This is a genomic window from Sulfurimonas gotlandica GD1 (assembly GCF_000242915.1).
In the GTDB taxonomy this organism is placed as follows: Bacteria; Campylobacterota; Campylobacteria; order Campylobacterales; family Sulfurimonadaceae; genus Sulfurimonas; species Sulfurimonas gotlandica.
Window position 1 is genome coordinate 499,789 of record NZ_AFRZ01000001.1, and the last position, 13,279, is coordinate 513,067.

Here is a 13,279-nt window from a genome sequence, read left to right on the forward strand (position 1 = left end):
CTAATGACGCTAAAAAGAAGATTATTGACAATGTCAATAGAGTTTTATTTAACGTATTAAAAATCATTTAACATCTTTTTTTAAAACTAAAAATAAACTACTTCCAAAAGGCTTTTTCTTAAAAAATTTATTTTCAAATGAAACTATTTTGTATAATATATTATTTACAATGGAAGAAGGCATATCTATATCAGATTTAATTTCAATATTTTTTTTAGACTTTAATTGTAACCTTTGCATATACCTAACTAAAAAAATAATTGGAGATAACAAAAATGGCCAATATATCTTTTTAATAATTCTATACTTGGAACTATCAACCATGCTTGACACCATTTTCTCATTAAATCTCTTTGTGATGCCAACAGCTTCATCGTGACTGCCACTAAATATGTCAAGTGATGGTAAATTTAGTATAATAATGCCATTATGCTTTAAAGATTTATAAAATTCATTTAAAATTAATGTTTGTTCTTCAAGAGTAAAAAAATACATTGTATCATTTGAAATTATTACGTCATATAATTTATTAGTATATTTATATTTTTTTAAATCCATATATTCTACTTTTAAATCTTTAGATTTTGCTATTGAAATAGCTTCTTCGGAAATATCAAAACCTTCTAATGAATAGTTCTTATCTCTGCTAAGAAAGTGTAAAAGACCTCCTGTACCACATCCAGCATCAAGTATTGATATATTTGAGAAATAAAATTGATCTCTAATTGTAGATAAAACTAATTTGTGCAAAGATTTATACCACCAATGTTTACTTTCAACATTATTCATTTTAATATATTCTTGTTTATTATTTACCATTTTCACACACTTTAAATATATAGTATTTATAAAATAAGAAAGAACTAATTGCAATAACTATTAGAGTAAATAGTTGTGATAGATAAGCATTGTTTTCAAAAACATCTATTAATAAATACAAAATAGCTACATTTATTAAAAAAATAAATACATTTGAAATAATTGCTTTGATTATAATTTTATGTCCTATTCTGCCATTTACATTAAATGTATATCTCTTATTTAGCATTAAGCCTAAAAATATACCTACAACATAATCAATTAACAAAGCAATAATATAATGGCTACCAAGGTATATAAATATAGAATAGATCAAATATGCAACTGAAGTATTAAAAACACCAATGATATTAAAAGTTAAAAACTTTTTTATAAATATTCCTTTTTAACTACAGCAGATGGTGTCCCATTTTGATCTAAATATTGTTTTCCAAGGTACTCCCCTATTATTCCCAAAAATACAAGCTGTATACCAGATAAGAAAAGGATAGACACCATCAAAGATGTCCACCCCATTGAAGTGTCTGGATGTATTAATTTTTCAATAATAAAAACAATTCCTAAAATAAAACTACAAAGCGAAATTGTTACACCGACTACTGTTGCAATTCTTAATGGCTTTATAGAAAAATTTACAAACATGTTAAGCCATAAAGATATCAATTTACTAAGTGTATAGTTTGACTCACCCTCTTCTCTTTTACTGTGTTCTACAGTTCTAACTCCAATATTATCAGTAACTCTCAAAATAAGACCATCTATATATGGAAATGGTCCTTTATATTTTATAATCTCATCAACAACTTCTTTTTTTATTAACTTAAAGCTAGAAAGATATAAACCTTTAGGTTTATTTAATAACCAAGTTGCAACAGAGTCATTAAATTTACTACCTAAATTTCTAAACCAATGATGTTTTTTTTCTTCATACTTCGAATAAACTACATCATAGCCCTTTTTAGATTCTTCAATTAAAGCTATTATTTCTGATGGTGGATTTTGAAAGTCATCATCAATAATTACACAATAATCGCCAGTAATATAATTTAATCCACACAATACAGCATTATGCTCACCAAAATTTTTCCTCAGTGCAATAAACTTTACAAAATCATATTTTTTTGAAATATCTACGCAAACATCTTCACTATTGTCTTTACTGCCATCATTAATTAGAATAATTTCAAGTTCATACTCATTAAGCTTTTCTTTTACTTCTTCAACTAATAGTGCAATTGTTGCTGCACCATTATATACAGGTATGCAAATAGAAATTTTCATTTTATCTATCATAATTATTTATTACCTCTACAACTCTTTTGATATCATTTTCTGTATGATAATATGAAATTGGTAATGATAATATAGTTTCGTGTATCTCTTGTGAAATTGGAAAGTTATCTGTAATAATATTTTTCATGGCTTCTTGTTTGTGTGGAGCTACTGGGTAATGTATCTCAGTCTTAATATTATTTTGAAGTAAATATTCTTTTAACTTATCTCTTCTTTCATACCTAATTGCAAAAATATGATATACATTTTTATATCCTTCTTTTTCAATAGGTTTAACAAATCTATCATCCAAATTTTCCATATAAATCTTCGCAAGATTTCTTTTATGATTTGTAATATCATCTAAATATTTTAACTTTACATCTAAAAAACATGCCTGCATTTCATCAAGTCTTGAATTATAACCAACTAGTTCATTATGATATTTTTCACTACTTCCATAATTTCTTAATTTCATAATCGTATCTTTAATAATATCATCATTTGTTGTTACTGCCCCACCATCTCCTAATGCTCCAAGATTCTTAGTAGGGTAAAAACTAAATGCTCCTATTCCAAATGTACCAACCTTCTGTCCAAAATATTCAGCACCATGTGCTTGTGCACAATCTTCTATTATTTTTAAGTTATACTTATTTGCTATTTCTAAAATTGGTTTCATATCACAAGGTTGTCCATAAAGATGAACTACCATGATCGCTTTTGTTTTATTAGTAATTTTTTCTACTATTTTTTTTGGATCTATATTATATGTTTGAATATTTGGCTCAACCAAAACGGGCTTTAATCCATTGTGAATAATTGACAATATTGTCGCTATATAGGTATTAGAAGGAACAATTACTTCATCATTTTTTTCAAAATTAAAAGCTTTTAATGATAAAACTAAAGCATCTAACCCAGATGCAACACCAATAGTATATTTTGAACTATTAAACTTTGAAAAATTCTCTTCAAATTTCTCAACATCTTTTCCTAGTATATACCAACCACTTTCTAGCACATCATCAAATCTACTCTTATATTCTTCAAAAAAAGGCTGATTTAATTTTTTAAGATTTTCATATTCTATCATTTAATTCCTCTCATATATACTGTATTTTTTACAATAAGCTTTAGTATTAATAATTTAAAAGTATCTTCCAATTTAATACTTTCCTATAAATTATTTATTATTTTATTTATATACAATTCATAACTCTCTCGATGTTGCTTTACAATAGTATCTAATATAAAACCTGTAAAAAGTGAAATTACAGATATCATCATCAAACCCGTAGATAAAATTGCTGAAGGTATTTTATTTATCAATCCGGTATTCATAAACTCTATAATAACAGGTGCTCCAGTAAGTAATGCCAATATAAAAATAAATAATGCTAAAATTGAAAAAAATGCTAATGGTCTGTAATCTTTAAATACCCAAAGTATTGTCTTTAGTACTCTCATACCATCACTAAATGTATTTAATTTAGAAAAACTTCCTTCTGGTCTATCTCGATATTCAATAGGTATCTCTTTTATAAGAAATTTTTTGTCTAGAGTATGGAGTGTCATTTCTGTTTCTATTTCAAAACCACCACTATTGATAGGCATTGTTTTTACAAATTTTTTACTAAATATTCTATATCCACTCATTATGTCATTTAAATTTGATCTAAACAGTTTGTTAATTAAATACTTGACTAAATGATTACCAAAATTATGTAATGCCCTTTTATTTTCATCTTTATATGTTCCATTAGAATGTCTATCACCGATTACTATGTCTGCTTCTTTATCTATGATAGGTTTGATTAAATCATGTACAAATTCAGCTGGATATGTATCATCCCCATCAATCATTATGTAAATATCAGCATCTATATCCCTAAACATACTTCTTATTACATTACCCTTTCCCTGTCTAAACTCTTTTTTTACAACTGCACCATTTTGTCTTGCTATTTCGTAAGTTTTATCTGTTGAATTATTATCATATACATATATAATAGCTTCTGGCAATTCTTTTCTAAAATCTTCTATTACTTTAGCTACAGTTAATTCTTCATTGTAACATGGAACTAATACCGCTATCTTTTCATTCATTTTTTACCTACTTTATATATTTTTATTACTGGACCACTTCTTTTCATATGCTCTAATGAATAATGAAAGTTTCTAAAATCTAGTGAAAAATCACCTATCTTTTCTCTATCATCAGGTTCTTTTTTATATGGTGCAATCTCTTGTATTTGTGTAATAGTATAGTCTTGGCTCATTTTTTCTATATATTTTTCTGTTCTTTGATGATGGTGCACAGTATTACCAAATCTTTCATGTATAATTATTGGCTGATATCCACTTGATAAAAGTACTTCTATTAACTCTTTGGGAGAGTATCCAGCTTGTTCAACTTTCCATAATATCATACCATTCACTTGCTCATTTAAATCATATTTTAAATAAAGCTTTTCTCTTGTTGTTAAAGAATTTGGCAAGTTGTCGGCAATTATGTTTATCCCACTTTTTGTAAGCGGCAAATAATTAAATCCTAAAGTAGAATACAATATAAAATTTTTTTCTTTATAATTTTTTTCAATCCACTCTTTTGCTAAAACTCTAGTGTCTTTTTCATCTAAGATATTCAACCATCTAATTATATTATAAGTATTAAAAAACATATACATAGTAAATATAATTATAAATACATTTTTATGTTTATCATATAAAAAATATAAAAAATAACTGGCTAATAATAATGAGTCTACAACAAAGAAAACTGTATAGTAATTACCAAAAACACTATGAGAAGACATTACTATCATATTTAGCAAATACGGTACTAATACTATTAATAATTTAAAATGATTTTTTTCATACCTAGAAAATATAAGTAAAAATAGAGAAGCAATAAAACTAATAAATAAAAATGTATCAAATTCTAGTTGATTATATAGATAATCTTTTATAAACTCAATTTTAATGTTAAACTTTAGATAGTCACCTCCAGCGACTGTAGCTATATTACCACCTTGACCCAAATTAGAAGACAATACTACAAATGCAATAAATACAGATAAAAATAGTATCAATTCACGAAATAATATTTTATGATTATATGGTTTGTACCTATAATGAAGTAGTATAAAATATACTCCTAAAAATATTAAAGTGTATGTTGTCATTATAGCTATACTAAATAATACAAAAGAAATTAGAACATATAAAATACTATTACTAACTTTATATCTATAATAAAAATAAAAACTAAAAAAAACTAAACTAAAGTCCGGAATCCAATGCTTGATATTATGTGCATTTATAACTATCCATGGTGATAATATAGCTATTATCAAAAAAATGTAAGCCTGTGTTTTATTAATTGATTTTTCTATTACAAATTTTAAAGCAAAGAGTGAAGACAAAAAAAACAAACCACTAAAAACTCTAAGAGTTGGGATCACGGTATGATAATTATTCATAGCATAAAGTTTCAAATCAGATATAGAATTTATATCACTATTAAATAGATATTCGAATCCCCAATAAAATATGGTTGGAATTAAATAGAAATAATGAATCCAAGCAGAATATGCGCTTTCATATGGCATAATTAATGTCTTAAATTGAAGCATCCCATAAATATTCTTTAATTGAGTCACTTCATCTGGGTGAACGACAATTGGCATACCGTAATTACTTGCATATGTGAGGATTATCGCTCCAAATAAAAATAAAACTATATCAATATAGTTATTTTTTATCGCTTCCATATCATCCCTAATGTTTTATATATTGTATTTAGTATTTGCATACTTGAAGAATTAATTTTGTTGGAATATTTTAATATCATTGGAACTTCAACAATTAGTGGTTTAAAATAATTCATCTTTTTAAGAACTTCTCCAGTCGCAGCGAAACCTTTTTCTTCTATTATGTCACCTTGGTATTTATAAATAAATTTCTTCACTAATGAACCTCTATAACATCTAAAACCACATGTATAATCTTTTACACCATCAATATTCCATGTAAAAGAATATATATACTTAGCACATATACTTAAAAAGATTCTAAATTTACTTAATCCGTATATCCTTGATTGTTCTAAATACCTTGACGCAATAATAATATCAGCACCTTCATCTACTTTTGCTATCATCTGCCTTATAAGATATGGGTTGTGAGTATTATCACCATCCATCGCCACCAACATATCTGAATCTTTTATATCTTTTAAGGCATGAAAACCTGTAGTGAGTGCTCCGCCTAAACCTTTGTTCTGTGTATGTTTAATATACTCTATATTTAAATTATTAAATTTATCTATTGCTTGTAAAATATACATTTCTGAATCATCTTGACTACAATCATTAATTACTATAATATTATTTTCATAATTAATATTTTTGAAAAACACACTATAGACTTCCAATAAATCATATATACTTTTTCCCTCATTGTATACTGGTAATATACAGTAAATCACTTGATTCATTTTCAGCCTTTTCGTTTTAAATATAAAGTAAACATTTTTTGTAATATAACATATAGGACTATTAAACCTAAAGAGTAATAAATCATATTATTATCTTTAGCTTCAAAAAAACTCTTACCGTAACTACCTGCTAATACAAATGCAATTATAGATGGTAATGCACCAAAATATACCGCAAATATATTTATCTTATTTTTATGTAAAACACCTAGTCCTAAACTTATTAATAAAAATGGAACAAATAAACTAAAAATAATAACATGTACAAAATTCATTTTTTTTAATTTTGACATGTGTTTACCTAGTCTGGCATCTATTAATCGTTTTATAAATGAAATTTTATGAAATGAACTACCAATATAATAGTATGTTGATATTGAAAGAAAATAACCAATAGTTGCAATAATTACACCTAAATTAAAACCAAGTAAAAGACCAGACAAATACATGGTAGCCATAATAGGGATAAATAATATGGGACTGATAACAGATAAAAAAATTACAATTAACACTTTTACAGCTATCGACAATTCTTCAATATATTGGTAACTATCTAATATAAAATCTAACATTCTAACTTCAAGTAATCTATAATTTTTTTACAAGCGGTTCCATTTCCATAAGGATTAGATAGTTTTGACATTTTTTCATACTCTTTTTTATCACTTAAAAGAGTACTAACAGTATTGACAATTAACTCTTTATTCGTACCAACTAATTTAACAACACCTAAGTCAACAGCTTCTTGTCTTTCAGTAATATCTCTCATAACAACTACAGGTTTACCCAAACTGGGTGCTTCTTCTTGAATACCACCACTATCTGTTAGAATAAGATAGCTTTTATCCATTAAGTAAACAAAACTTTGATATTCTAATGGTTCTATTAAATAGATGTTATCAATATTTGTCAATATGTCATTTACAGGGCTCTGAACATTTGGATTTAAATGAACTGGATATACAATATCAATATCCGGATTTTTTTCTGCAATATCTTTAATAGCATTACATATATTTAAAAAGCCATCACCAAAATTTTCTCTTCTGTGCCCTGTAACTAAAATAAACTTTCTAGTAGAATCTATTTTATAACCTTTTTCATAAATTAGTTTACTTAATGATTTTGCCAATCTTTCATCAGATCTTATTTCTGAAACTACTTGAATCAAAGCATCAATGACCGTATTACCAACAACTGTAATTAAAGAGTTATCAACTCCTTCATCAAAAAGATTTTTTTCTGACAAAGAAGTTGGTGCAAAATGATATTTAGCAAGTCTAGTAGTTAATTGTCTATTCGCCTCTTCTGGATATGGAGAATAAATATTATAAGTTCTTAGTCCAGCCTCAACATGCCCAACATCAATTTGTTTATAAAAACAAGCTAACGACGTGGCAAATGTTGTAGTAGTATCGCCATGAACAAGGACCAAATCAGGATTGTAAATTTCTAAAATCTCTTTCATTCCATTTAGTATCTTTGTCGTAATATTAAATAAATCTTGATTTTGCTTCATTATATTCAAATCAAAATCTGGCTTAATTTTAAAAATATCTAGCACCTGATCTAACATCTCCCTATGTTGAGCCGTAACACAAACTTTCGTTTCGAAAAAATCATTATTTTTTTGAAACTCTTTAACCAATGGAGACATTTTAATTGCTTCTGGTCTGGTTCCAAAAACAATAAGAATTTTTTTAGTTAACATATTTTTCCAAATACCAATTAACTGTCTTAACAATCCCACTTTCAAAATTCTCATCAGCTATCCAGCCAAGTTCATTTTCAAGTTTTGTTGCGTCTATAGCATATCTTCTATCGTGTCCTGCTCTATCTTTTACAAATGTTATCAGTTCTTTATAGCTTGAATTTTTTGGAACTTTTTCATCCAAGATAGTACAAATAGCATCTACTATCTGAAGATTTGTTCTCTCGTTTCTTCCACCGACATTGTAAACATTGGCTTCTTTGCCAGTGTGGTAAACTAAGTCTATTCCCTTGCAGTGGTCAAGTACATAGAGCCAGTCTCGTATGTTTTTACCATCTCCATAGATTGGAATATTTTCACCGACTAAAGCTTTTCTAATAATAGTAGGGATTAGCTTCTCATCATGCTGTTTTGGCCCATAGTTGTTTGAGCAATTAGTAATAACAGTGTTGAGTCCGAAAGTCTCTTGATAACTTCTAACTATCATATCAGAACTTGCTTTTGAAGCAGAGTATGGAGAGTTTGGAGCGTAAGGTGTGCTTTCTGTAAAAAGATCAGTCTCATTAAGCGTTCCATACACTTCATCTGTACTAATATGATGGAATCTACAATTTTTGTACTTTTCTTTATAGTTAAAAGGAGAACTCATCCAGTAGTTTTTAGCAACATCAAGTAAAGTGAAAGTTCCATTTACATTTGTTTCAATAAATACACCTGGATTTTTTATAGAATTATCTACGTGAGACTCTGCTGCAAAGTGAATAACACCGTTTATATTGTATTCATTGAAGATGAATTCAACTAATTCACGGTTACAGATATTTCCTTTTATAAATTTATATTTAGTGTTGTTTTCACACTCTTTTAGGTTCTCTAAGTCACCGGCATAGGTAAGCAGGTCAAGATTTACAATATTATATTCTGGATATTTTTCTAAAAAATATGGGACAAAGTTACTCCCTATAAAACCAGCACATCCAGTTACTAAAATATTTTTTATCATTTTCTCTCTCCTAAAACTTTTAGACATGCGTCTAAACTATCTTTCCAAAAAGGAATTTCTATATTGAATTTTTGTTTTATTTTTGATTTATTTAACAAACTGTAATGTGGCCTATTTGCTGGTGTAGGATAGTCTTTTGTCTCTATTGGATTGATTTTACAATCTCTTTTTGCCATTTTCATAATCTCTTTTGCAAAGTCATACCAAGATAGAACACCTTCATTTGAGTAGTGGTAAATATCCACATTCTCATTTTGAACATTTGGCAGTATCTCTAAAATAGTTTTAGCCAAGTCTCTTGCATAAGTGGGAGTACCAACTTGGTCGAAAATAACACCAAGCTCATCTTTTTCACTTCCTAGTCTAAGCATAGTTTTAACAAAATTAGCTCCAAATGATGAGTAAACCCAAGATGTTCTAATGATAATAGAATTTTTTGGATTGATTTTTTGTAGAGCTTTTTCAGCATCAAGCTTACTACTTCCATAGACACTATTTGGAGCTGTAAAATCTGTTTCTATATAGGGTTTGTAGTTCTGACCACTAAATACATAATCAGTTGAGATATGAATAAGTTTAATGTTTTTCTCTTTTGATATTTGCGCTAGAGATTTAACTGCTTTATGATTGATAGCGTCTGCCATATCTTTTTGGGATTCAGCTTTGTCAACTGCTGTATACGCTGCACAGTTTATAATAATGTCTATATTATGTAGGTCTATAAAGTCTCTAATGCTCTGTTCATCAGTTATATCAAGAGAATCTCTATCTGTAAAGAAAAAATCATATGGGTATAAAGATGCTAATTCGTTAAGCTCACTTCCCACTTGCCCTTTCGAACCAGTTACTAAAACTTTATTCATAATAGTTTACACCATACTCAAATAAATCATTTGTTGCTTTCAGCCTTGGTTGTTTGGTGTCTTTTTGAGACAGATTAAGTAAAGAGAAATCTACTTGCCAGTCAATTCCTAAATCTGGATCATCAAAGGCAATACCTCTGTCATTTTCTGGAGAATAATAGTTGTCAACCTTATAGGCAAATATTGTGTCGTCTTCTAAAACTACAAATCCGTGAGCAAAGCCATGAGGTATAAGCAGTTGTTTCTTATTTTCTGCTGTCAATTCTATACTTACATGTTCTCCAAAAGTTGGACTGTCTTTTCTAATGTCTACGGCTATATCTAAAACTCGTCCTTGTATAACTCTAAGAAGTTTCGTTTGAGAGTATGGTGGCAGTTGATAATGCAACCCTCTTAAAACACCTTTAGAGCTTTTAGATTCATTGTCTTGACAAAAATTTATTTTAAATCCTAAAAACTCTTCAAGTTTATCTTGGCGAAAAGTTTCAACGAAATAGCCACGAGTATCTCCATGTATTTCAGGCTCGCAAATAATAATATCTTTTATCGTTGCTCTTGTAAGCTTCATAGTACAACTATCCCTTCTTGAGCTCTTCTAATTAGATATTGTCCATATTGATTTTTCTTTAAAGGTTCTGCTAATTCAAGAAGTTTTTCTTTTGAGATATATCCCATTTCATAAGCTATCTCTTCAATACAAGCTACTTTTAGCGATTGACGGTTTTCAATTGTTTGAATAAATTGAGATGCTTCAAGCAAACTCTCATGAGTACCAGTATCAAGCCAAGCGTAACCTCTGCCCATAAGTTCAACTTTTAGTCTCTCTTCATTTAGGTAGTTTTGGTTTAAAGTCGTAATCTCCAATTCACCTCTGTCACTTGGCTTTACATCTTTAGCTTTTTTAACCACATCATTTGGATAAAAATATAGACCAATAACTGCGTAGTTAGATTTTGGCTTTAACGGTTTTTCTTCTATGCTAGTAACATCACCATTTGTATTGAACTCAGCAACACCATATCTTTCAGGATCTTTTACATAGTAGCCAAAGACTGTTGCTTTATTTTCTATTTCAGCATTTTTAACACTTTGAGCGAGAAGATCAGTTAATCCATGACCATAGAATATATTATCACCAAGAACTAGACAAACATCATCATTACCAATAAACTCTTCCCCTAAAATGAAGGCTTGAGCAAGTCCATCAGGAGATGGTTGCTCCACATAACTAAAGTTCATACCTATATCAGAGCCATCACCTAAAAGCTCTTCAAATCTCGGTAAATCATGAGGAGTAGAAATAATTAATACTTCTGTAATTCCAGCTAACATTAATACTGAAAGGGGATAGTAAATCATAGGTTTATCATAGATTGGAACTAACTGTTTACTCACACCTTTTGTTATTGGGTATAGTCTTGTACCACTTCCACCTGCTAGAATTATACCCTTCAATTTTTTTCCTTAAATGTTTTATTAATAAATAAATTAAATTCTTTAAAATATTTTTGTATTGAATATTCATATGCATTTGATTTTGCTTTCATTGCAAAATCATCATACATTTTTTTATCATCATAAAGCTTTTGGATAGAGTCTATCCAAGATTCTTCATCATCTACTAAAAAGCCTGTTTTATTATTTTCCAATACATTGCAATTTTCACCGATACTACTTGCTATTGTCGGTAGTCCAGCAGCCATATATTGAATAATTTTAAATGACGACTTACCTTGAGCGAATGTATCTGCGTCTAATGGCATTATACCTATATGAGATTTTTTTAAAATTTTTACTTCATTCTTAGTTGACCAATCATAAAAATCCATGTTAACACCGACGATAGCTTCGTCTATTAAATCTTTAGAAGCGATTATAACTAATTTATAATCAATTATCTTTGAAAGTTTTTTAAAAATATGAGAATGAGATGTTATATATTTGTATGTAGAAGGGGAACCTATCCAAACTAAAGTGAACTTGTCAAATTTTATTATATTATTATTTTCATAATCATCTATGTCAATAACTGTTGGTATTTTTATAATATTGTTATTTAATTTTGAGACTTTCTCTTCTAGAAAGCTATTTGCAACAATTACACCACTGGCATTTTCAACTAAACTATCAAGTTTATTTCGTAACAATAGTTTATTTTCATAATTTGACCAAATATTATCATCAAAGTTAAGAATATAGTTTTTATTTTTAAGAAATAGTTTTTCTATAAAATATGGAATATATGGTAATGCTTCATATTCTATCAAAAGATTCTTTGAGCTATTAATTAGAACAAAGAACCTTTTGATATATGCTATGATAATTTTAAATTTATTTTTCTTTTTTTTACTATAAAGCCTATGTAAATATGATGTATCTAAGAAAGAATCAATCTCTATATTTGTATCTTGTTTTAACAAATCATTAATATATAAAAAGTACCTATATCGACTAGAAGCACCCTTAGAAGTGTACTTTGTCAAAATAGTAATATCTATCATTTATTAATCTTTGTTAATTCAAATTTTATTTCATAAGGTGGTATTAAATAACAAAAATTTTCTTCATGAAACTCTTTTGTATATGTACATAAATTTACAAAAAAACCTACTATCTTTTTAAATGCATATCTACCAACAAAGGGCGATGTAAAACCTAATTTCACATCAGATACTTCAAAAAACTCTGACATATAAAAGGTTGGCACTTTTCTTTTAAATAGTTTTTGTTCTTTATCAAAATAACTAAAACTGTAAAGCCCAAAAAAGCTATTATGAGTAGGATCTGAGTAAAAATATGGATTAGCAAAGTGTGGTACAGTTCCTATCTTTTTTCCATTTGGCTTTAACACTCTATGAATCTCTTTTAATACAAACTCTAAGTCAGAAACATGTTCTAAGAAATGGAATGAATAAATTTCATCTATTGAATTGTCATCAAATGGCAGGCCATTATTTATGTTGGCGACTATATCCACCTCATCCAAATCAACAATATCTACACTTATCGCATCTTTTATCTTTTTATTTGGTCCACACCCTAATTCTACTTTGATAAAATCTTTTGATTTTAACTTTTGCTGAGAGTTATTTTTATATAAAACTTCCATA

The 13,279-nt window shown here is 27.9% G+C and carries 15 protein-coding genes; all 15 read right to left on the reverse strand.

What is annotated here, in order from left to right:
• Window positions 1-63: 63 nt before the first annotated feature.
• A complete protein-coding gene (locus tag SMGD1_RS02340) occupies window positions 64-819 on the reverse strand; it encodes a class I SAM-dependent methyltransferase (protein WP_008337710.1) in 756 nt (251 codons plus the stop codon).
• Complete coding sequence (locus SMGD1_RS15125) at window positions 809-1,198, reverse strand: GtrA family protein (RefSeq protein ID WP_316680468.1); 390 nt, start codon at window positions 1,196-1,198, stop codon at window positions 809-811. The genes SMGD1_RS02340 and SMGD1_RS15125 overlap by 11 nt, the downstream gene beginning before the upstream one ends.
• A complete protein-coding gene (locus SMGD1_RS02350) occupies window positions 1,189-2,112 on the reverse strand; it encodes a glycosyltransferase family 2 protein (protein WP_008337687.1) in 924 nt (307 codons plus the stop codon). Before SMGD1_RS02350 ends, SMGD1_RS15125 begins: the two co-directional genes overlap by 10 nt.
• A complete protein-coding gene (locus SMGD1_RS02355; RefSeq protein WP_008337660.1) occupies window positions 2,102-3,187 on the reverse strand; it encodes a DegT/DnrJ/EryC1/StrS family aminotransferase in 1,086 nt (361 codons plus the stop codon). Before SMGD1_RS02355 ends, SMGD1_RS02350 begins: the two co-directional genes overlap by 11 nt.
• 83 nt (window positions 3,188-3,270) lie before the next feature.
• The gene (locus tag SMGD1_RS02360) at window positions 3,271-4,200 is read right to left on the reverse strand and encodes a glycosyltransferase family 2 protein (protein ID WP_008338058.1); all 930 of its coding nucleotides are present in this window, start codon (window positions 4,198-4,200) and stop codon (window positions 3,271-3,273) included.
• Window positions 4,197-5,867, reverse strand: a complete 1,671-nt coding sequence (locus SMGD1_RS02365; protein WP_008340525.1) for a glycosyltransferase family protein — start codon at window positions 5,865-5,867, stop codon at window positions 4,197-4,199. The genes SMGD1_RS02360 and SMGD1_RS02365 overlap by 4 nt, the downstream gene beginning before the upstream one ends.
• On the reverse strand, window positions 5,855-6,592 hold the full coding sequence (locus SMGD1_RS02370) for a glycosyltransferase family 2 protein (RefSeq protein ID WP_008340527.1): 738 nt from the start codon (window positions 6,590-6,592) through the stop codon (window positions 5,855-5,857). The genes SMGD1_RS02365 and SMGD1_RS02370 overlap by 13 nt, the downstream gene beginning before the upstream one ends.
• Window positions 6,593-6,594: 2 nt before the next feature.
• Entirely contained in the window at window positions 6,595-7,164 is a 570-nt protein-coding gene (locus tag SMGD1_RS02375) for a VTT domain-containing protein (protein ID WP_008337985.1), read from the reverse strand.
• Window positions 7,158-8,303: a non-hydrolyzing UDP-N-acetylglucosamine 2-epimerase gene (wecB, locus tag SMGD1_RS02380; RefSeq protein ID WP_008337949.1), complete on the reverse strand. Its 1,146-nt coding sequence runs from the start codon at window positions 8,301-8,303 to the stop codon at window positions 7,158-7,160. The genes SMGD1_RS02375 and wecB overlap by 7 nt, the downstream gene beginning before the upstream one ends.
• Entirely contained in the window at window positions 8,293-9,306 is a 1,014-nt protein-coding gene (gene rfbB, locus SMGD1_RS02385) for a dTDP-glucose 4,6-dehydratase (RefSeq protein WP_008337720.1), read from the reverse strand. Before rfbB ends, wecB begins: the two co-directional genes overlap by 11 nt.
• A complete protein-coding gene (rfbD, locus tag SMGD1_RS02390; RefSeq protein ID WP_008340530.1) occupies window positions 9,303-10,169 on the reverse strand; it encodes a dTDP-4-dehydrorhamnose reductase in 867 nt (288 codons plus the stop codon). The genes rfbB and rfbD overlap by 4 nt, the downstream gene beginning before the upstream one ends.
• On the reverse strand, window positions 10,162-10,737 hold the full coding sequence (rfbC, locus tag SMGD1_RS02395; protein WP_008337729.1) for a dTDP-4-dehydrorhamnose 3,5-epimerase: 576 nt from the start codon (window positions 10,735-10,737) through the stop codon (window positions 10,162-10,164). The genes rfbD and rfbC overlap by 8 nt, the downstream gene beginning before the upstream one ends.
• Window positions 10,734-11,624 (reverse strand): glucose-1-phosphate thymidylyltransferase RfbA, encoded by an 891-nt coding sequence (gene rfbA, locus SMGD1_RS02400; RefSeq protein ID WP_008337809.1) that lies wholly within the window; start codon window positions 11,622-11,624, stop codon window positions 10,734-10,736. The genes rfbC and rfbA overlap by 4 nt, the downstream gene beginning before the upstream one ends.
• A complete protein-coding gene (locus SMGD1_RS02405; RefSeq protein ID WP_008337640.1) occupies window positions 11,621-12,670 on the reverse strand; it encodes a glycosyltransferase in 1,050 nt (349 codons plus the stop codon). Before SMGD1_RS02405 ends, rfbA begins: the two co-directional genes overlap by 4 nt.
• Window positions 12,667-13,278, reverse strand: a complete 612-nt coding sequence (locus tag SMGD1_RS02410) for a class I SAM-dependent methyltransferase (protein ID WP_008340537.1) — start codon at window positions 13,276-13,278, stop codon at window positions 12,667-12,669. Before SMGD1_RS02410 ends, SMGD1_RS02405 begins: the two co-directional genes overlap by 4 nt.
• Window position 13,279: the final 1 nt, after the last annotated feature.

Excerpts from the sequence above, each read along its gene's own strand:
- SMGD1_RS02340 (WP_008337710.1), bottom strand. The coding sequence starts at position 819 with ATGGTAAATAATAAACAAGAATATATTAAAATGAATAATGTTGAAAGT.
- SMGD1_RS02350 (WP_008337687.1), bottom strand. The coding sequence starts at position 2,112 with ATGATAGATAAAATGAAAATTTCTATTTGCATACCTGTATATAATGGT.
- SMGD1_RS02355 (WP_008337660.1), bottom strand. The coding sequence starts at position 3,187 with ATGATAGAATATGAAAATCTTAAAAAATTAAATCAGCCTTTTTTTGAA.
- SMGD1_RS02360 (WP_008338058.1), bottom strand. The coding sequence starts at position 4,200 with ATGAATGAAAAGATAGCGGTATTAGTTCCATGTTACAATGAAGAATTA.
- SMGD1_RS02365 (WP_008340525.1), bottom strand. The coding sequence starts at position 5,867 with ATGGAAGCGATAAAAAATAACTATATTGATATAGTTTTATTTTTATTT.
- SMGD1_RS02370 (WP_008340527.1), bottom strand. The coding sequence starts at position 6,592 with ATGAATCAAGTGATTTACTGTATATTACCAGTATACAATGAGGGAAAA.
- SMGD1_RS02375 (WP_008337985.1), bottom strand. The coding sequence starts at position 7,164 with ATGTTAGATTTTATATTAGATAGTTACCAATATATTGAAGAATTGTCG.
- wecB (WP_008337949.1), bottom strand. The coding sequence starts at position 8,303 with ATGTTAACTAAAAAAATTCTTATTGTTTTTGGAACCAGACCAGAAGCA.
- rfbB (WP_008337720.1), bottom strand. The coding sequence starts at position 9,306 with ATGATAAAAAATATTTTAGTAACTGGATGTGCTGGTTTTATAGGGAGT.
- rfbD (WP_008340530.1), bottom strand. The coding sequence starts at position 10,169 with ATGAATAAAGTTTTAGTAACTGGTTCGAAAGGGCAAGTGGGAAGTGAG.
- rfbC (WP_008337729.1), bottom strand. The coding sequence starts at position 10,737 with ATGAAGCTTACAAGAGCAACGATAAAAGATATTATTATTTGCGAGCCT.
- SMGD1_RS02405 (WP_008337640.1), bottom strand. The coding sequence starts at position 12,670 with ATGATAGATATTACTATTTTGACAAAGTACACTTCTAAGGGTGCTTCT.
- SMGD1_RS02410 (WP_008340537.1), bottom strand. The coding sequence starts at position 13,278 with ATGGAAGTTTTATATAAAAATAACTCTCAGCAAAAGTTAAAATCAAAA.